Genomic DNA, 19,813 nt, shown 5'->3' with positions numbered 1-19,813 from the left:
CCTCCCTCTCGATCGGCGCCGGTCGCGAGGCAGACCACGGGGAGAGGTCACCATACGAGTCAACTCGCGCGGCATCGCCGAGCCTGTCCTGATGCACAGACGCGCGAACCGCTCACCCGGGTGAATGCACTCGCAACATAACTGGACATAGTCAAAGAATCTAGACATGGCATCAAGCGTTGGGGAGTATATTCCGTCTCATCTTTATATACTTTTTGTCCCATTTTGTGCTGTCAGTCACTATTCATCGTCGAATACGCGTATTATCTCCTGACCTGCCTTGTTTCAAATTATGATGCGCGCGTGTCACTCAATCCGGCGAAGATCAACTTGTCCACCGACGCGGTAGATCCGGAAGACGTGAGCGATTATTGGCGATCCGCCACCAGACCCTTTTTCATCACCGAACCCGCTGGTCTCGGCCGACTCCTCCAAGGATCGATAACGGCAAGCCCTATCGGTTCGACCTTGATCGGAGAGACCACCTTCAATAGCCAGAATTACATTCGCAACCGTGCGCTGATCACCGAAAGCGGTCTCGACGATCAATATATGATTCAGGCAGTTGTCGACGGTTACCTCCACGGCACAACCGGCAACATGACGTTTGTCGCCCGACCTGGCGACATCGTGTTCTTCGATTTGGGGCGTCCTTGGTCGGCTCGCGCCGAAGTGGATGCGACACGCACCGGCCGCACTCTCTCCTTGCTCGTGCCGCGCCTACTCATGGACGCGGCATCCGACGGACGCCGCCTGCACGGAACAGTTCTGCACGGCACCTCGGCAGCCGTCCTCGCTCGATGCTTGCGCTCGATACTCCGCGCACTGCCCCATCTCGACACCGCGTCCGCCGCCGGATACGAGAACGTCGTCGTCTCTCTCCTGCGCGCTACCCTCGGTGCAGGGGAGAACACCCCTCGACCTCCGGCAAGCCTCGACCTTCGCGATCAGGCCATGGAGTACGTGAGCGTGCATTTGACCGAACCCTCGCTCAATCCCGCCGCGATATGCGTCGCGTTGTCGGTTTCTCGCGCACAGCTCTACCGTGCCTTCGAGGCCGACGGTGGAGTTGCACACGTCATCCGGCGACAACGACTCGCGCAGACCTACCGTGAAATAACCAACCCCGACATGCCCTTTCGCTCCATCGAAGTGATAGCAACAAGTTCAGGGTTCGGAACGAAAGCTCAATTCGTCAGAGCTTTCAAGGAATACTACGGCGTCACCCCCACCCGGGCACGTAGCGAAAACCGACAGAATCTCGCAAATCCCTCCCTCTCCAGGCTTTACGCCCAGCTGTCGACGTTCGAGCGCCGACCCCGGCATCACCCATTCCGCTCGACATCGTGACGAACCGACTGCTGTCAGGTGTGAGACACCGGTTCCTCGCTGTGGGCTGCCCCGAACACGGCTACCGCGACGGCACCGGCGATGGCGCCGACGAACCCGAGCACCGCCAGCCATTCGAGTCCGGCTCGTGAGGAGTCGCCGAGAACTGTGACGCCGACGATGCCGGGCACGACGGTCTCACCGACCACCAGAGCTGCGGTGGCTCCGTTGACGGAGCCCAGTTGCAAAGCCACGGTGTGGAGGTAGAACCCGCCGACGCCGGCGACCACGATCGCCCAGGCGGCTGGGTCCCGTAGCAGCACAGCGACATCGAAGGGGTCGATGCCTTCCACCACGCGGACGGCGATGGCAAGGCAACCGAACAGGATGCCGGAGATCAGGCCCGCGGCGACGGCGGCTCGTGAGCCGAGCGCACGGATGACGCCGACACCGGCGAGCAGGACGAGCCCTGATCCGCCGAGCACACCCCAGTGAACCACGGGGTTCGAGTTGCCGCCGCCACCGTGTCCGGCCGCGATTGCGAGCAGCAGGAGCGAAAGGATCACCACGCTGATCGCGAACCAGTCGCGGCGGTGCAGTTGTATACCCAGAACTATCGTGCCCAGCACAGCGGTGATGACGAGGTTGGCGCTGACCACCGTCTGGGACAGGAACAGGGGAATCAGCCGCGCGGGAGATAGCACTGCCCGCAAACCCGACGACGTCGAGAACCGTGCCGAGAATGAACGAGAGCGTCAGCGCGGCAGCGAGGGTGGCCCGCAGGGTAGGTCCACCGGACGCCGTGACGTGTCCGTCTTCGCCGCGTTCTTGCGCCGCAGCAGCCGACGTGCGTGCGCCGTAGGCCTGCAGGATCGACGCCACGCCGTACCCGACGCACGCGATCACTGCGGCGATGAGTCCGATCAGCATCGGTGATCGAGGTCGAGTCGCGCGGTTGCGTTCATAACCGAGAACTCTGCCCTACCGAAGCGCTTCACACATCGATCCCAGGTACCCCGACGAGTGCTACCAGGGAACGACCAGCCTCCTCACCGGAACTGACCGAACCCCTCAGCGGAACTGTTTGAGCGCCCTGATCTTGTTCATCACGTCCAGTGCCGCCACCTTGTAGGCCTCGGACAACGTCGGGTAGTTGAAGACGGCGTCGACGAGGTATTCGACGGTACCGCCGCATCCCATGACGGCCTGACCGATGTGCACGAGATCGGTTGCACCCGAACCGAAGATGTGAACACCCAACAGCTTGAGATCTTCGGTGGAGACCAGGATTTTCAGCATGCCGTACGTGTCGCCGCCGATCTGCCCACGTGCGAGTTCCCGGTACCGGGACACCCCGACTTCGTAGGGCACCGACTTCTCGGTCAGGTCCACCTCGGTGGCCCCGACGTAGGACACCTCGGGGATCGAGTAGATCCCGATCGGTTGCAGGTCCATGAGTTTTGCGCCGGGTTCGTCGAAGGCGTGGTACGCGGCCAGTCGCCCCTGGTCCATCGACGTCGCAGCCAGGGCCGGGAATCCGATGACGTCGCCGACGGCGTAGATGTGATCGACCTTGGTGCGAAAGTTCTCGTCGACGTGGATGCGGCCACGGTCGTCGGCCTCGAGACCGGCATTCGCCAGTGACAGCGGAGCGGTAAGTCCTTGGCGGCCGGCGGAATACATGACTGTTTCCGCCGGAATCTGTTTGCCGCTCTGCAGGGTGGTCAGGGTTCCGTTGGCACCGACGTCGACGGCGGTCACCTCTTCACCGAAACGGAAGGTCACGGCAAGATCGCGCAGATGGAATCGGAGTGATTCGATGATCTCGGGATCGCAGAAGTCCAGCATCGAAGCGCGTTTCTCCACCACGGTGACCTTGGTGCCGAGGGCTGCGAACATCGACGCGTATTCGATTCCGATCACACCGGCACCGACGACGACCATTGTGGTGGGGATCGACGTGAGGTCCAAGATCCCGTCGGAATCGAGGACGCGATGGCTGTCGAAGGACACCCCGGCCGGCCGGGCAGGCAGCGTGCCGGTGGCGAGGACCACGAATTTCGTCTTGACGGTCAACTTGTCGCCGCGCGCGGCGTCCTCGACGAGGATGGTGTGGTCATCGACGAAGGAACCGACGCCCACCAACAGTTCGACTCGATTACGCAGGAGCTGCGAGCGCACCACTTCGATCTCGCGGGTGATGACGTGGTGCGTACGGGCCAGCAGATCTGCCGGCGTGATGTTCTCCTTGACCCGGTAGCTCGCCCCGTAGAGCTCGCGCTGATTCATTCCGGTGAGATAGAGAACCGCCTCGCGCAGCGTTTTCGACGGGATGGTGCCCGTGTTGACGCACACTCCCCCGAGCATGTTTCCCTTCTCGACCATCGCCACCCGTTTACCCAGCTTGGCGGCCGCGATCGCCGCCTTCTGACCGCCGGGGCCGGAGCCGATGACAACGAGGTCGTACTCCATGGCATCTGTCATGAGCAACTTGTATCGCGCTCCGGCGTCGCTGAGGTGCCACCCACGTCACCAGCGGGTGAACGTTCGACACATATAAGAAGCCCACAATCTAGTTGTGCACAATTGAAATATGGTCTATCGTTCGTGAAGTGACCGACCAACTCGCTCTCGACCGCCAGCTCTGCTTCGCCCTGTACTCGGCGTCGCGGGCAACCACGGCCGCGTACCGAGTGCTGCTCGACGACATGGGGATCACCTATCCCCAGTACCTCGTACTCCTGACCCTCTGGGAACAGGACGGTCGAGGGGTCCGCGACATCTGTGATGCGCTCCATCTCGATACCGGGACCTTGTCACCGCTGCTCAAAAGGCTCGACACCCTCGGATTGATCGAACGCCGCCGATCGTCGACAGACGAACGCCGTGTCGACATCCATCTGACCGCCGCCGGATCGGCCCTGCGCGCCAAGGCCGACTGCATACCGTCCGCACTCGGCACGGCAACAGGGCTTCAGCCGGAAGAGGCCGCCGACCTCCACCGAACATTGCTCCGTCTCGGCGAATCTCTGCGCGACTCGATCGAACACACCACCCACCACCAAGGAAAGTAGGCAACATGAGCACCCTGTACACCGCCGAAGCATTGACCACCGGCGAAGGCCGCAACGGTCACGCCCGCACTTCCGACGGTCGCCTGGACCTCGAACTCGCCATCCCCAAGGAAATGGGCGGTAGCGGCAACGGCACCAACCCCGAGCAGCTCTTCGCGATCGGCTATGCAGCCTGCTTCCACTCCGCACTGCAGGCCGTCGCCCGCGCCGAGAAGGCCGACGTCACCGACTCCGCAGTCGGTGCTCGCGTGGGCATCGGCCCGAACGACGCCGGTGGATTCCAACTCTCGGTGACGCTGGAGATCTCGCTGCCCCACCTCGAGCACGCAGCGGCGCTCGCACTGACCGAGAAGGCCCACCAGGTGTGCCCGTACTCCAACGCCACCCGTGGCAACATCGACGTCCAGCTCGAAGTGACCAACGAAGACGACTGAGCCCGCAGACAGGCGGCGCCTGATACCCCTGCGGGTGCCAGGCGCCGTTGTTCGTTCTCAGATTCCGAACGACACTCCGGTCAATTTCTCCGACAGCGTCCACAACCCGTCGGCGACGACCGGATCATGGGACTTCCGATGAGAACCGACCACCTTCGGATGGCCCCGAATCTCGAAGGGCCCGCTCGGGCCGAAATAGCTTCCTCCGAAGACGTCCGAAACGGTAGAGGCATACAGTTCCGGCAACGCCCCCGCCTCCGCCGACTGCGCAAGCAGCCTGTTACCGACACTCATCACGGCATCCAACACGGATTCGGTGTGCCCCTGCAGGTTCGTCGCCGCATATCCAGGGTGCGACGCCAAAGCCCTTAACGGCGAACCCGATACGACGAACTTGCGTTGCAGCTCGTAGGTGAACAACAGATTGGCGAGCTTGGACTGTCCGTACGCGAGCCAGCGATTGTATCCACGGCGCTCGAAATTGAGATCACCCAGATCGACTCCACCCACCTGGTGGGCGAGACTGGACATGGTGACCACCCGATCGGTCAGTCGGTCCAGCAGCAGCCCGGTCAACGCGAAGTGTCCGAGATGGTTTGTACCGACCTGCATTTCGAATCCGTCGACGGTACGCCGAAACGGTACCGCCATCACTCCCGCGTTGTTGACAAGTACGTCCACCGAGTCGATTCCGTCCGCGAACGCCCGCACCGAGGCCAGATCCGCCAGATCCAACCTGCGCACGTGTGCGTTGGCTCCGATCTCGGCGGCCACCGGATCGGCCTTCGTCGTGTCCCGGCACGCCAGCACCACAGTGGCACCGGCCTTGCCCAGAGCACGCGCAACGGCCGCACCCACCCCACTGTTGGCACCGGTCACCACGAACGTCCGGCCCGTCTGATCGACGATGTTCTCTGCAGTCCAAGCAGTCATGAACCTCAGCGTACGACGCGCATCCGGATCCCCGCAGGGCGCGAGTTCTACCGCTTACGTCTACCTCGAACGGGCTTGACACCAGGCCGTGGCTTGGATCCAGGCAGAGGTTGAGAACCAAACAGAGGTTTCGTCGCCGGTTGCGAAGCTGCGCCCGCACTCTGCTCACGGGCAAGCGCCCTGTACACCAGATGCTGCTGCGCCAGAGTCCAGCAGTTGTTGCTCACGAAGTAGATCAGAATCGCCACCGGCACGAAGACGCCGAACACCAGCACGCCCAACGGGAACACCCACAGTACAAGCGAGTTCATGATCGCGGTTTGCGGCGTCGACATCCCGCTCGCACGCTGGCGCGTCACCGACGCCCGCGACGTGAAATGAGTTGCCACCGCGGCGAAGAGCATCAGTGGTACCGCAACCAGAACTATCGACAGACGCGACACGTCGCCGAAGGATTCCAGCCATGACGCCGGACTCGCGATCATCGCGGACAACGGCGCCCCGAACAGTTTGGCGTCGAGGAACGACTGCACGTCGGCGGCGCTGAAAACATAGTTGGCCGTGTGTGCGTTGTCTTCGACCGACATCGGTGCGGTGGGGCTCAGGAACGGAACATGACCGGCTGCGCCGGTCCGGTTGAACGAACGCAGGACGTGATAAAGACCGATGAACACCGGTACTTGAAGGAGAGCAGGCAAACAGCCCAGCAACGGGTTGTACCCGTGTTCCTTCTGCAGCTTGCTCATCTCCGCTGTCAACGCACGATTGTCGCCGGCGTACTTCTTTCGCAGAGCCGCGATCTGGGGTTGCAACGTCTGCATCACCGTTTGGGTACGAACCTGTTTGACAAAAGGCTTGAACAGAACCGCTTTGAGGGTGAAGACGAGAAAAACGACGGACAGAGCCCACACGAGACCACTGTCCGGTGATCCCGACACTGTGGAAAAGACCTTGTGCCAGAACCACAGAATCGCGGAAACAGGGTAGTAGACGAAATCGAGCATGGCAGATCAACCTCACGAGTGGACGTTCAGCGAGAGCTGAACGTGGGAAATGGTCGACAACGAGACGACCGACGGGTGGCCACACGCCACCGACGTCGATCTATCGACCGGATCCCGGTGCTCGAGGTTGCGGACGGCCGGGAACATCCGGGCGGCTCTGGCGGCGGAAGGCGCCACGCAGGCAACGCTCGTCGCCGGAGGGGCCGCCCGCAGAGACGGCGTGCAACGCGAGCAGTTCGTACTTCGGCGCCGTGGACAGCGCAGTGACGACGAGTACGGCGACGGCCGTACCCAGAACTGCGGCCCCACCCGGTGATCCGAGGGAAGGCAACGCGAGGAGAGTGACGAGAGGCAGCAGTAGCAGCAACAGTGACCGTGTCACCGCGCTTCGCTGTTCCTGCTGCATGAGTACGAAGATACACGGTCCAGCACTGCCGTCGGGGCCTGTCGACTACCGTCGGTACTGTGCCGACACCCCCGCTTCCCGTTCGCGACGGACTCAATCCGAGCCGTATTCGCCAACCTGACACGGGTCCGTGGGAAACAACACTCGAGTACCTGATCGACCGCTTCCCCCAGGACGAGGCGCGGCTTCGCGAAAAGGTGAATGCCGGCGAGGTGGTCGACGAATCCGGTGCAGGTATCGACATCAGAACCGCTTTCACCCCGCGACGATTCGTCTATCTCTACCGCGATCCGCCGACCGAGCCCCGCGTGCCGTTCGAGATCGACGTCCTCCACCGGGACGAGGATATTCTCGTGGTCGACAAGCCGCATTTCCTGGCGAGTACACCGCGCGGACGTTTCGTCGTCGAATCGGCGTTGGTACGCCTTCGACGCGATCTCGATCTGCCGGAGCTGAGCCCGGCCCACCGCCTCGACCGCGTCACCGCCGGACTGCTGCTCTTCACCGTCCACCAGGGCGCTCGACGCGACTACCAGACGATGTTCGCGGACCGCACCGTCCACAAGGAGTACGAGGCGATCGCACGGTACGACGCGACTGTCCGGACCCCGATGGAGGTCAGTAGCCGCATCGTCAAGGAACGCGGCGTCCTGAAGGCGCGTGAAGTGGACGGCGACCCGAACAGCCGGTCACGGCTCGAGTTGATCGAGACGGCCGGCGGTTTCGGCCGGTACCGGTTGATCCCCTACACCGGTAAGACGCACCAACTGCGACTGCACATGACGTCCGTAGGTCTGCCCATTCACGGCGACAACTTCTACCCCGACTTCTACGACGTCGCGCCCGAGGACTACTCCAATCCGTTGCGGCTGCTCTCGAAGGTCTTGGAGTTCACCGATCCACGGACCGGTGAGCGGCGCCGCTTCGAGAGTCGACGCACTCTGTCCTGGCCTATCGAACACGACGGCGACCGTTTGCCGCGTGAACTGCAAGAGGAGACGAAATGAGCAGCACGGTGGTTCCCGATGCCGTAGCGGAGATCGAGCGCAAGTACGAGGCCGCTGCCGAACTGGACCTACCCGATCTGAGCCGACTCTCGGCCGGACTCGGTGAAGCGGTGCACGATTCGATTCAGCTCTCGGCGACGTACTTCGATACCGCCGATTTTCGACTCCTCGGAAAGAAGATCACGCTCCGCAAGCGTGAGGGTGGCGACGACGCCGGTTGGCATCTGAAACTGCCAGGCGCCGAAGATCTTCGCACGGAGTACCGCCTACCGCCGAGCGACGGGGCCGACGTACCTTCCGGGCTGTCCGATCTGGTTCGAGCCGTCGTCCGTGGCCACGACCTGGTGCCGGTCGCGCTGATCATCACCGATCGCGAGCGGTACCGATTCGTCGACGAGCACGGGGCACTTCATGCCGAGGTCGTCTCCGACACCGTCATGGCATGCCGGGCGGACGGATCCGAAGAATCCACCTGGCAGGAAGTCGAAGTCGAACAGGGCGCAGGTGGAGTGCAGCTGGCCGATGCCATCGACACGCTACTGCTGAGCGCGGGCCTCGAACGCTCGGCAAGTCCATCCAAACTCAAACGCGCACTGGGAAGTTCGGTGACGCCGCATGTAGGACCTGCCACGGCGAAGGTCAAACGGGCCACGTCGGGCGTACTGCTGCGCAACTACGTCGTCGAACAGACCCGTGAACTCGTCGAGGCCGACCTCGCGACTCGCCGCGACGAATCGGAGTCGATTCATCGATTCCGGGTCGCCGCCCGCCGACTTCGCAGCGCTGTGCAGTCGTATGCCCGGCAGAGCGATGTCACCGACGACCTGGTCGCAGACCTGCGTTGGATCGGCGCAGCGTTCGGCGCAGCCCGCGACGTCGAGGTTCAGTGGATGCGTCTGGTCGATCGCCTGTCCGAGATCGACGACCTACCCGAACCTGAATCGACTCGCGCCCGCATCGACGAATTCTTCTCCGCCCGAGAGGACACCGCTCGCACGATCATTCTCGAAGCGCTCAATTCACACCGGTACGTCAGCCTGCTCGACCGCCTCGATCGTTACGCCGACGAACTCGACACCACCACAACCGAGAAAAAATCAGGCAAGCGGACGTCCGAGCGAGAATCGGCCCGAACCCTGCGCCACCTGGCCCGCAAGGTCGGTAGCCGTGTCGACGCCGTCACCGACGCCGACTCTCGCGCCGATCGCGACGAGGCAATCCACGGGGTCCGCAAGAGCGCCAAAAGAATGAAGTACGCGATCGAAGTGCTGCAACCGGTTTCGGGACATCGCGCGCGCCGCGCATTGAAGGAGTTCAGCCGATTCCAGGACGTTCTCGGGGAGCACCAGGATTCGGTGGTGGCGCGCGAGCATCTCTTGGACATGTCCGAATCGGAAGAACACACATCGGTCACCAGCTTCGCCCTCGGCATGATCTACCAGCACGAAGTGGCCGTCACCGAGGGCCACGCCGCGCTGCTCCGGAAGAATTGGAAGAAAGCCGTGAAATCTTCTCAGCCCCTGTGGCGTTGAGGCCGGAACCGACAGGAGAAGCACCCGTGAGTACTCGTACCGACATTGTGGTCGGCATCGATGGATCAGCCACGTCCACTGCTGCAGCGATCTGGGCGGCAACGGTCGCCGAAGCAGTCGGTGCGCGCCTGGTCCTGGCACACGCCCTGCCCGTGTCCGGTGAGATCTACAGCCCGATCTCCGTGATCCGGCCGCAGTATCCGGCCGACGCCGTAGCCGAGGGCGAGGCGGTCGTGCGCGCGGCATCTGCGCAGATCACCGCCCAATTCCCGCAGCTGACCGTAGCCGTCGACACCGCGCCCGGTCCGGCGTGGTCGCACCTGATCGACGCCTCGGACAACGCCGGACTGATCGTCACGGGTTCGACCGGATCCGGGGCACTGCGAACTCGCCTGCTCGGATCGACAGCACTACGTGTGGCCAATCGCGCGCCGAGCCCGGTGGTGGTGTGGCAGGGCCTGATCGACAGCCCCGGTCCGGACGAGCGGCCGGTGGTCGTGGGGGTCGACGGAAGCACGTCGAGCGAAAAGGCCGTCGAGCACGCTTTCCGTTTCGCCGACCGGTTCCGCACTCCCCTCGTCGCCGTCCATTCCTGGGAGAAGACCCAGTCGCTGCGTGAAGGTGGCATGGGACTCCAGGTGGACTGGGATGCCGTCGCACAGGAGGAAGCAGCGCTGCTGTCGGAAAATCTGGCGGGAACTGCCGAGCGCTATCCCGATGTGTCGGTTTCGCGAATCAGCGAACCGGGAGCCGCCGCAGCAGTGATTCTCGAACATGCCGACGACGCTCAACTGATCGTGGTGGGAAGCCACGGCCACAGCGCTGTCGCCGGAGCGCTGCTCGGCTCGACAAGTCAGAACCTTCTTCATCATGCCCTCGGCCCCGTGATGATCTGCAGATCATGACAGGCCGGTGCCGACCAGCCCGCCGATGCCGTAGGTGACTGCCATGGCGATCGCCCCGCCGATCACCATCCGCAGCACCGCACGAGTTTTTCGCGCACCGCCGAGTATCGCGCTGATCGTACCGGTCGATGCCAGCGCGACCAGTACGGCAACGAAGGTAATGAAGATACGAATATCGTTGGATGGCAACAGTATCACCGCCAACGGCACTGCGGCGCCTGCGGTGAACGACACCGCACCCGCGACCAGGCCGGCGATTCCCGCCGCCGCAATGACCGAACGATCGGCATTGGCCGCTGCCACGCCCACGACCAGGCCCGCAGGCGAGACGATTCCGTCATCTGCGCCCAGCACCCCGGCGCGTAACCAGTTCAATCGACTACTGACACTCGACGTGTGCGGTTCGAGCCTCTTTCCGGCGGCCGAATCCGCCACCGGCGTCTCATCGTCCGACATGACAACAGATTAGGTCGGCCACGTCGATTGCGATAGCAATCCGAGCCTGTCCTCACGAGGGTGCCGATACGGCAGAACCTGACTAACGGGAAGGCGGACGGATCGGCACCCGAGACGTCGTTGCGACACCGATACCCTTGCGCTACTTCGAATTTTCCGTCGCATCGAATGATGCAGACATGTCCGTCCGTCAGGAGACCGCGGCCCACGGAACCACCCGACTATCCACCCAACCTGCGGAACACCAACCGAACAGCCAACTCCAGGTGCGCCGTTATTTCCTCGGTGCTCATCCGGCCCGCCACCCACGAAACCAGACTCGACATCCACACGTCGTCGATCACCTTCACCGCATCCAGTTGCTGCGGCGACACCTCGTCGACGCCGATGGCCTCGGCGAACATCTCGGTCACCACAGCGCCGAGGGCGTTGAGTTCCGCAGTCGCCGACGCATCCGCGAACATGTACGCACGAACCAGTGCCTCGTACCGCAGATGGTCGGTTTCGAGAACTTCGGTGTTCTTGCGCAGGACATACAGAATACGGTCAGACGGCTTCTCGCCAGGGATCACGAAGTCGCGGAAACGATCACGCAGTGCCTCGAACATCCACAACAGGGCAACCACCAGCATGTGGTTCTTGGACGGGAAGTAACGGTACACCGTCCCGATCGCCACCCCGGCCCGATCCGCCACCGAACGCATCTGCACAGCGTCGTATCCGCCCTCGGATGCGGACTCCATTGCAGCGTCGACGATTCGGTGAAAACGGGCCTGCTGCGACGGCGTCGTTCGGCGCCCCGTCACGGAGCTACCCTCGACCACCGAACGACCCGCCTTCTCGTCATCCGCCATGTGCACAACCCTTGTTCAGATGTCGCCATTTCCGACACTCAATGTAACCGGTATCAGTTGGTGCCGTGCACGTGCGGGCGGCTGCGCGGCACACGACGCGGCCCGGTGCGACCGGAATCAGGATGCTCGACGCGACCGATTGATTCCGCTTCGTCGACGAGCTGTCGCCGGCACGTCGCGGGCGCGACCACGCCGGGGGACCTGCTGCGACCGCGTGACCCGAGTCGGCGCAGAGGTATGCCCGGCTCGCTCGCGGGTTCGTCCGGGTGGACGCCGATCACGATCGCGGTCGGCAACGGCCGCTTTCCTCGGCGCACCGAATCTCGGCCGGCCGAACACCCGCCTGGTCCACCCGTTGCGAGCACTCTCGAAGGACGCCACCGCCGCCGGCTCCCGGTATGCCGCGTGTGCGATCAGCCCGAACATCAACAAAGTGGTGATCATCGAGGTGCCCCCGGCGGAGATCAGCGGCAGTTGCAGACCTGTGACGGGAATGAGCCCGACGACGTAGGCGATGTTGATGACCGCCTGTACCACGATCATCGTCGTGGCAGTGGCCGTCATGGTGCGCAGGAACGGATCGACCGAACGAGTCGCGATCCGCAAGCCGACGATCAGGACCGCAGCGAACAACCCGACGACGGCCAACGCGCCGACAAGCCCCAATTCCTCACCGATGACGGCGAAGATGAAATCGTTGTGGGCCTGCGGAAGGTAGCTCCACTTGGCATCCGATCGGCCGAGGCCCTGCCCGAAGATACCGCCGTTCGCCAGGGCGTACTTCGCCTGCGTGCTCTGGAAGTTGATGCCTTGCGGATCGAGATCCGGGTTGAGAAACGCTCTGATGCGGTCCGAACGGTACCCGGCAGTGAGCCCGAGAATCACGAAAGCCACCCCCGAGCCGATCGCAAGGGTGATGAACGTCCGCATCTTGAAGAGACCGAACCACAGTACTGCCATGAAGAGGATGCCGATGGTGACGGTTGTACCGAGATCCTTTTCGGCCACCACCAATACGAGAATGACCAAGGTCGTCAAACCGATAACCGGCAGTGCCCGGTTCACGTCCAGTCGCGAATTCACGAACAGTGCAATCGTCGACGCTGACCAGATGACCAGCGCAAGCTTGGCCAGTTCCGAAGGCTGGAAAGACATTCCGCCGACGACGAACCAACTTTGTGCCCCCATCTGACTACTGCCGATCCCCGGCACCAGTACGAGCACGAGCAGCGCTACGCAGACGATCACCAGCCACGGCGAGTACTTGCTCAGCATCGTGGTCGGGACACGCACGACCGCGACGAACAGCAGCAGGCCGAGGGCGGCGAACATGCATTGGGGCCAGAAGCGGGCATACGAGGTGCCGGCGAAGACGTAGGACTCGACCCCGGAGGACGAGAGAACCATCAGCAGCCCGAAGGCCACGATCAGCACCACCAGTCCGACGAGAAGATGGAAGTCGAAAAGCGGACGGTCGGACCACGACGCAACACGACCTCGGAAACCGCCCTGACCTTGCCCACGACCAGCCGCCGATGCGCGGGGCGAGCCATTCGACTTCTTTCTCCCACGATCGTCGGATTGTCCTCCTCGCCTGCCGATGACCACGTCAGTATGGTCGCACGCCGTCCCGCGTCCGCGGGACGATCCCACGCCGTCCCGCGTCCGCGGGACGATCCCACGCCGTCCCGCGTCCGCGGGACGATCCCACGCCGAGCGTCACACGATCGAATACTCGCCGACCTCGGTTCATCCGGTAGTTCGGGTCCGTCCGGCAGTTCGGATCGGCCTAGTCTTGTCGGCGTGGAAAGTACGAACGAAGTAGTCCGTTACTACGGCGGTAAGCCGGTGGCGTCGAGAAGGGCGGAACGGCGTTCCCTGTTCATGGACGCCGCTCTCGACGTGTTCACCGGTAGGAGTTACGCCAGAAGCTCGGTCGCCGACGTGTGCTCGGCAGCGGGCCTTGCTCGTCGTCAGTTCTACGAGGAGTTCTCCAGCCGGGAAGATCTGCTGATCGCGTTGTACGACGGCATTCAGTCCGAAGCACGAGCGGCGATGAGTGCCGCGCTGACCCGTGAAACGTCGGGTGAGCTTCGAGCGCTGGTCAAGGCCGCGATCACGGCCTTCGTCGAATCGATCGGTCAGGACCCTCGCCGAGCACAAATCGTCTTCGTGGACATCGTCGGAGTGAGTCCGCGGGTGGAAGAGCACCGCATCGAACAACGATCGATCTGGGTCGAGTTCTTCGAGGCGACCGTCCGGGGCTCCGTCGGTATCGATTTTGTGCCGCCAGGTGGATACGCCCTGGCGTCGACGGCATTCATCGGCGCCCTCACCGCCCTGATCCAGCAATGGAGCATCGCGGACCCGCGGCCACCGGTAGCCGACTTGGCAGATCTCATGACGACCCTGCTCGAGGCACTGATCCGAGATTCGTCCGTCGCACCTTCGGCCACACCTGCAGCTCCCCACCAGAGCTGACCTGTCCGGTTTCGGCTGCGCCGAGAGTCCCCCGGCTGCCCGATTTCACCGCCAGTGTCTGCCTTCACTCCTCACCAAACCTTGCGATGTGCGTCACACGTGCTCTACCTTGAAAGATAGACGGAGATGTCCCACACATTAAATCGAGGAAAAATGTACATGACACGCACGATGCGGCGAACTGCCGTGGCGATCTTGGCGGCAGGGTTGCTTGCTGCCACCTCATCAGTGACGGCTTCCGTCGCAAACGCGGACACTCCGGACTTCTACCAGCCGCCCACCACGCTGCCCGCCGGAGCGGGCAAGATCGTCAAGACCGAGCCGTCCCCGTTCTTCCTGAATGTTCCCGGTGTCTCTGACACTTGGCCAGGCAATGCTCACACGATCATGTACACCTCCAACCTCGAGGACGGATCACCCGTCGCCACCACCGGCGTCCTGATCGATCCGACCTTCCCGTGGCGAGGCCCCGGACCCCAGCCCACCATCGTGATGCCCGCGGGCACCGTCGGCCAAGGCGACCAGTGCGCGCCGTCCAAGAACGTCGGCAACGCGGTCAACATTCAGATCAGTCCCAATCTCAGCCTCCCGGTCAACTACAACCTCATCGACGCCGACGCGATGCTGACCCTCGGTGTTCGAGTGGTCATGCCCGACTACATCGGACTGGGCACCCCCGGTATCCACACCTACGTCAATCGCATAGAGCAGGGCAACGCGGTGATCGATGCGACGAAGGCCGCCAACGAATTCTGGAATCTGCCGGCCTCTACGCCCGTTGCCTTCTGGGGTTACTCCCAGGGCGGCGGGGCGGCGGCATCGGCAGCCGAACTGGTCGGCGCCCGCGCGCCGGAACTGAACGTGATCGGAACCTACGCGGGCGCAGCCGATCCCGATCTGCACAAGGTCCTCGAGCGAGCCGACGGATCATTCCTCACCGGCGCGGTGGGTTACACCCTCAACGGGCTGCTCGCACGCGATCCCGAACTGCAGCCGATCATCGACCGCCGCCTCAACGACAAGGGCAAGCAGTGGCTGGCCATGTCTGCAACCCAGTGCGTCATCGACACCGCACTGACCTCGATCGGGACCAAGACCTCCGATTACACGGTCGACGGAAAATCGTTCAAACAGGTTATCGCCGAGGAACCTGCCCTCTCGAAGGCCCTCGACAGACAGAAGCTGGGCACCATCGCGCCTGCGAGCCCCGTGTACCTGCACACCAGTCTCAATGACGACATCGTTCCGCACTATGCGGTCGAGGACCTCAAGAACGAATGGTGCGCTCTCGGTGCGCGAGTGGAGTTCACCCGCGACAACATCACACCGCCGATTCTCACCGGTACGACGCTCAATCACGACTTCGGTGCTGTCACCGCAGCGCCCTTCGCAGTGTCGTTCCTGCTCGATCGCATCAACGGCGCACCGGTCAAGAGCGCCTGCTGATCAACGGACGGTCACCGCTCACTTCGACGGCGGTGACCGTCCGCTATTGCGCTCGCCAACGACAGAAGTAACATCACCACGCACAACGCGAGGGCCAACGCGACGGCTCGACCGAATCCGTCCGGCGACGACCCGAGACTTCCCAGATAGATACCCGACACTGCCGCCAAGCTGAGCGTGGCCGACAGGCGTTGGGAGAGTTGCAGAAATCCTGCGGCGACGCCGTTCGCGCCGGGAGGAGCGTACTCGAGGGTGAGCATTCGATTGGGTGCATCCACCAACCCACTCGCGACACCGGAGAGCACCGCGAGAACGACGAGCACGCCGATCAGATGGTCGCGGGGAACAAGATTCACCGCCAGGACGTAGCCGATCACCACCAATATCTCCGCGATGATCGCGGCAACGATCGCCGCTCGCCCGAAACGCGCCACCACCCGCCACCCCAGGGTCGACATCACCGCCATCGCAAGCGAACTGCCCGTCATGATCAAGGCAGCACTGAGCGGCTCGAACCCCAACCCGTCGATCAGATACAGACTCAACACGGCATTGACTGCGAGCACCGAGCCGAACCAGAACAACGCCACCGTAGTTCCGAGGGTGAATCCGCGCGCCGCGACCAGCGACGGTAACAGAACAGGTGTCCCGCCGCGCGCCGCGAAATGCCGCTCCCAGAACCAGAACGCCACTGCGGTGAGCACCGAAGCCAGCAGGAACGCGACCGTGCCGAGCACACCGGTTCTGTTCACCACCGGCCACAGCAGAAATCCGGTTGCCGCAGCCAGCAATGCCAACCCCACGACATCGATCGAAATACCCGAAGACGTCAGCCGATCACGACGCAGGAAAACGAAACCCAATACCAGGGTGAGCACGGCGAAAGGCACGTTGAGGACAAGCAACATCCGCCAGCCGACATCAGGGTCGACGTACCGGAGCAACAATCCACCGAGAATCGGCCCGGACACCCCCGCCAGCCCACCCGCAGTGCTGTACGCCCCGAGCGCTTTCGCTCTGGCCCGGCCCGATACCCGATCGGTGATGATGCCCAACACCTGCGAGCTGACCGTGCCCGCACCGATCCCCTGCCCCAAGCGGGCCAGGATGATCATCGACGGATCCGAGGCCAGCGCCCCCACTACACCCATCACCGCGAAAATGCTCAAGCCGAACAGAAACAGCCGCCGCCGCCCGACGACATCACCGAGTCGGCCGGCCGGAACCAACGCGAGCCCGAAGGTCAGCGAATAACTGGCAAGAATCCACTGGACTTCGGACGTGGTCGCCCCGAGTGAAGCTCGGATGACCGGAACCCCGATTCCCAGGACAGCGGAATCCAACAACGTCGTGAATCCGGCCGCGACACAGACGACTATCTCCCAGCGAACAGCCGAACCCACCTTCGTGGATTCAGCTGGCGCCGTAGCAGTACGAGACAGGACCTCTACCCTGCAGCTTCCGAAGGACCACGGCGCGTGAGCGGGTCCCGCAGACCCAGATGCCCACGAAGCGTCGACGCGGTGTACTCGGTGCGATACGCACCGCGATCCTGCAACTCGGGGACCAACCAGTCGACGATCTCGTCCAGACCGCTCGGAACAAGGTACGGCGTGATGTTGAAGCCGTCGGAAGCACCCTGACGCACCCAATGCGTCAACGTGTCCGCCACCTGCCCGGGTGTTCCCGCGAAGCCGGACCGCGTAGTGGTCTCGATGGCGACCTGACGCAGCGAGAGGTTCTTCGCCTCGGCCAGAGCCCGCCACTCGCGTGCAACTGCGACAGGATCGTTTCCGTCCCGGAATGCACCTCGTGTCCCGGATACCGGGCGCGGAACCGGATCTTCCTCGGGGAGCGGACCGTCCGGATCGCGGTCGGAGAGATCTTTGCCCCATACCAGACCGACCAACGACAACGCGGTCTGTCCGGTGTACTGACCTTCGAGAACCCAGCGAACCTTTTCTTCGACCTCGGATTCTTTCTCCGCCAACACGATCTGGGTTCCGGGAAGAATCTTGATGTCGTCCTCGGGCCGGCCGGCATTGCGCAGCCGGGCTCGGATGTCGTTCGCGAATTCGAGTGCGTCGTCGAAATCCGTCCCGTGCCGGGAGAAGATGACGTCGGCACGACTGGCAGCGAAGTCACGGCCGCTCGGGGAATCACCGGCCTGGAAGATCACCGGATGCCCCTGACGGCTACGCGGCAAGGTCGCGGTGACGTCGACGTCGAACTGCGACGTCTCACGTCGTACCGTGGCCACCGCATCCGGCCCAGCCCAGTTTTCCGCCGAACGGGACTGTGCGATCGCGTCGTCGCGCCACGAATCCCACAGTGCCCGAGCTGTGTCGATGAACTGTCCGGCACGCTCGTAGCGCAATTCGTGATCGAGAAATCCACCCCGGCGGAAGTTCTCGCCCGTCCAGGCGTTGTCCGTGGTGACCACGTTCCAGCCGGCGCGGCCGTCGGAGAGAAGATCCAGACCCGACAACCGCCGGGCGAGATCCGCCGGTTCGTTGTAGGTGGTGTTCTGAGTCGCGACCAGACCGATGTTCTCGGTGATCGCGGCCAACGCAGCCAGCTGCGCGATCGCGTCGGGCCGTCCGGCGATGTCGAGATCGAGGATCTTGCCGTCCTGTTCACGCAGGCGCAGACCTTCGCCGAGGAAGAACGCGTCGAACAGTCCACGCTCGGCCGTGAGGATCAGCCGCCGGAACGTCTCGAAGTCGATTTGCGATCCACTGGTGGGATCGGACCAGATAGTGGTGTGGTTGACGCCTTGGAAGAAGACGCCGAAGTGAACCTGCGCGTCGGGGCGTGGCGCAGCGGAGCGAGATGCAGTCATTGCCGAGATATCCTTAGCACGAAGTCAAGTCAGGAAGTGTGGGCGAATCGATTGGCCGGCCGCGCCAGGCCGAGGTTGGCCCGCAACGACGAGCCCGGCACCGGGCGACGCGTCAACCCGGACTTCGACAGCTCCGGAAGCACGAGCTTGGCCAACACCGGAAGTTCCTCGTCCAGAACCAACGGATGCAGATGCACACCGTCGACGTGCGATCCGAGCTCTCCCAACAGCGCCGCCAACCGCAGCGGATCGCCGGAGAATCCGAATCGACCGGACTCCCGCGCTTCCACATGAGAATTCAAGTCCGCCAATCGCTCTGATGCGACCGATGCCGGCGTGTCCAGGGCCACGTCCAACTCTGCTACCACCAACAGCGCACCCTCATTGCGCGCCGCCACTGCCGCAGCGGCGATGGACTCCACCGAATCTCCGGTGACGAGAACGACATCGGCCTGACGCGGATCGATCTGGCCGTAGCGACCGAACACGACGAGCTGACCCTGCGGCGGACGCGGAACGATCGCCGGACCCTTCACGGAGAACGTTTTCCCCTCGAAATCGATGTAGTGCAGCCGATCCCGATCGAGAAACCGCCCCGTGGCATAGTGCCTGACGACGGCATCGTCTTCCCACGAATCCCACAACTCACGCACCACGGTCACCGAGTCGTGCTGCTCGCGTGCCCGATCGGCGTCCGTCGTAACCGCGGGCCTCCCCCAGGTCTTTGCCGCCGCTGGATCGGCAACGGGTACCGGTAGCCAACCTCCGCGACCACGCGAGGAGTAGTCGAGTGTCGCCAACTGCGACGACGTGTGGAACGGTTCCGCATACGACGTCCCTACCACCGGAACCAAGCCGATAGTGCTCGTCACCGGCGCTACGTACGACGCCCGTGCGACGGCATCGATGCGCCCGCGTACTTCACCGGTCGGCGGCAGAATGGAATCGTCGAACGTAGCGAAAGTGAATCCTGCGTTCTCGGCAGCAGCCACCCGCAGACGAATGGTCTTGCCGGTGAGCAGTTGATCCGGGCTGTACGCGCTACGACGCCAAGCCGACGGATGTGTACCCTCGCCGTCCAGCTCGATACCAACAGCAAATACGGTCATG

At 63.2% G+C, this 19,813-nt stretch carries 18 protein-coding genes and 1 pseudogene; 8 read left to right on the top strand and 11 right to left on the bottom strand.

The features are described from left to right. Positions 1-303 precede the first annotated feature (303 nt). Positions 304-1,350: a helix-turn-helix domain-containing protein gene (locus tag ABH922_RS02320; RefSeq protein ID WP_424805392.1), complete on the top strand. Its 1,047-nt coding sequence runs from the start codon at positions 304-306 to the stop codon at positions 1,348-1,350. Between the two features lie 14 nt (positions 1,351-1,364). Here the strand turns inward: ABH922_RS02320 and ABH922_RS02315 are convergent. Further along, a pseudogene (locus tag ABH922_RS02315) lies at positions 1,365-2,259 on the bottom strand (hypothetical protein). 141 nt (positions 2,260-2,400) lie between these two features. Then, a complete protein-coding gene (sthA, locus tag ABH922_RS02310) occupies positions 2,401-3,813 on the bottom strand; it encodes a Si-specific NAD(P)(+) transhydrogenase (protein WP_424805391.1) in 1,413 nt (470 codons plus the stop codon). Positions 3,814-3,941: 128 nt separating this feature from the next. Here sthA and ABH922_RS02305 point away from each other — a divergent pair, with 128 nt between their 5' ends. Beyond that, positions 3,942-4,403, top strand: coding sequence for a MarR family winged helix-turn-helix transcriptional regulator (locus tag ABH922_RS02305; protein WP_424805390.1), 462 nt, complete (start codon positions 3,942-3,944; stop codon positions 4,401-4,403). A 5-nt stretch (positions 4,404-4,408) separates the two neighbouring features. Continuing rightward, complete coding sequence (locus ABH922_RS02300) at positions 4,409-4,837, top strand: organic hydroperoxide resistance protein (protein WP_424805389.1); 429 nt, start codon at positions 4,409-4,411, stop codon at positions 4,835-4,837. A gap of 57 nt (positions 4,838-4,894) precedes the next feature. Here the strand turns inward: ABH922_RS02300 and ABH922_RS02295 are convergent, their stop codons facing one another. The 3 genes from ABH922_RS02295 to ABH922_RS02285 all read right to left on the bottom strand — a co-directional run bounded on the left by ABH922_RS02295 (position 4,895) and on the right by ABH922_RS02285 (position 7,180). Continuing rightward, positions 4,895-5,770, bottom strand: a complete 876-nt coding sequence (locus ABH922_RS02295; RefSeq protein WP_424805388.1) for an oxidoreductase — start codon at positions 5,768-5,770, stop codon at positions 4,895-4,897. Positions 5,771-5,817: 47 nt separating this feature from the next. Next, positions 5,818-6,774: a membrane protein insertase YidC gene (gene yidC / locus ABH922_RS02290; RefSeq protein WP_424805387.1), complete on the bottom strand. Its 957-nt coding sequence runs from the start codon at positions 6,772-6,774 to the stop codon at positions 5,818-5,820. A gap of 100 nt (positions 6,775-6,874) precedes the next feature. Next, entirely contained in the window at positions 6,875-7,180 is a 306-nt protein-coding gene (locus ABH922_RS02285; RefSeq protein WP_424805386.1) for a DUF6412 domain-containing protein, read from the bottom strand. Positions 7,181-7,239: 59 nt separating this feature from the next. Here ABH922_RS02285 and ABH922_RS02280 point away from each other — a divergent pair, with 59 nt between their 5' ends. The 3 genes from ABH922_RS02280 to ABH922_RS02270 are packed head-to-tail and all read left to right on the top strand — an operon-like array spanning position 7,240 to position 10,624. Next, positions 7,240-8,187, top strand: coding sequence for a pseudouridine synthase (locus ABH922_RS02280; protein WP_424805385.1), 948 nt, complete (start codon positions 7,240-7,242; stop codon positions 8,185-8,187). After that, on the top strand, positions 8,184-9,719 hold the full coding sequence (locus ABH922_RS02275; protein WP_424805384.1) for a CHAD domain-containing protein: 1,536 nt from the start codon (positions 8,184-8,186) through the stop codon (positions 9,717-9,719). The genes ABH922_RS02280 and ABH922_RS02275 overlap by 4 nt, the downstream gene beginning before the upstream one ends. Before the next feature lie 26 nt (positions 9,720-9,745). After that, positions 9,746-10,624, top strand: a complete 879-nt coding sequence (locus ABH922_RS02270; protein ID WP_424805383.1) for a universal stress protein — start codon at positions 9,746-9,748, stop codon at positions 10,622-10,624. Here ABH922_RS02270 and ABH922_RS02265 read toward each other — a convergent pair. From ABH922_RS02265 to ftsW, 3 genes are all read right to left on the bottom strand, one after another. Next, positions 10,619-11,080: a VIT1/CCC1 transporter family protein gene (locus ABH922_RS02265; RefSeq protein ID WP_424805382.1), complete on the bottom strand. Its 462-nt coding sequence runs from the start codon at positions 11,078-11,080 to the stop codon at positions 10,619-10,621. The two genes, ABH922_RS02270 and ABH922_RS02265, sit on opposite strands and share 6 nt — an antisense overlap. A 221-nt stretch (positions 11,081-11,301) precedes the next feature. Further along, a complete protein-coding gene (locus ABH922_RS02260; RefSeq protein WP_424805381.1) occupies positions 11,302-11,934 on the bottom strand; it encodes a TetR family transcriptional regulator in 633 nt (210 codons plus the stop codon). Positions 11,935-12,051: 117 nt separating this feature from the next. Further along, entirely contained in the window at positions 12,052-13,542 is a 1,491-nt protein-coding gene (ftsW, locus tag ABH922_RS02255) for a putative lipid II flippase FtsW (protein ID WP_424805380.1), read from the bottom strand. 195 nt (positions 13,543-13,737) lie between these two features. Here ftsW and ABH922_RS02250 point away from each other — a divergent pair, with 195 nt between their 5' ends. After that, the gene (locus ABH922_RS02250) at positions 13,738-14,415 is read left to right on the top strand and encodes a TetR/AcrR family transcriptional regulator (RefSeq protein ID WP_424805379.1); all 678 of its coding nucleotides are present in this window, start codon (positions 13,738-13,740) and stop codon (positions 14,413-14,415) included. A gap of 159 nt (positions 14,416-14,574) precedes the next feature. Further along, positions 14,575-15,861 (top strand): lipase family protein, encoded by a 1,287-nt coding sequence (locus tag ABH922_RS02245; RefSeq protein WP_424805378.1) that lies wholly within the window; start codon positions 14,575-14,577, stop codon positions 15,859-15,861. Positions 15,862-15,872: 11 nt separating this feature from the next. Here ABH922_RS02245 and ABH922_RS02240 read toward each other — a convergent pair whose 3' ends face one another. The 3 genes from ABH922_RS02240 to ABH922_RS02230 all read right to left on the bottom strand — a co-directional run bounded on the left by ABH922_RS02240 (position 15,873) and on the right by ABH922_RS02230 (position 19,812). Continuing rightward, the gene (locus ABH922_RS02240; RefSeq protein WP_424809528.1) at positions 15,873-17,240 is read right to left on the bottom strand and encodes an MFS transporter; all 1,368 of its coding nucleotides are present in this window, start codon (positions 17,238-17,240) and stop codon (positions 15,873-15,875) included. A gap of 68 nt (positions 17,241-17,308) precedes the next feature. Beyond that, positions 17,309-18,703 carry an NtaA/DmoA family FMN-dependent monooxygenase gene (locus ABH922_RS02235; RefSeq protein WP_424805377.1) on the bottom strand — a complete coding sequence of 465 codons (1,395 nt, stop codon included), beginning with the start codon at positions 18,701-18,703 and terminating at the stop codon, positions 17,309-17,311. A gap of 29 nt (positions 18,704-18,732) precedes the next feature. Continuing rightward, positions 18,733-19,812 (bottom strand): LLM class flavin-dependent oxidoreductase, encoded by a 1,080-nt coding sequence (locus tag ABH922_RS02230; RefSeq protein ID WP_424805376.1) that lies wholly within the window; start codon positions 19,810-19,812, stop codon positions 18,733-18,735. Position 19,813: the final 1 nt, after the last annotated feature.

The organism is Rhodococcus sp. 27YEA15, from assembly GCF_049739425.1.
Taxonomy (GTDB): Bacteria; Actinomycetota; Actinomycetes; order Mycobacteriales; family Mycobacteriaceae; genus Rhodococcus_F.
Note: the sequence above shows the minus strand (reverse complement) of the source record. Positions and strands in the feature narration are given on the sequence as shown.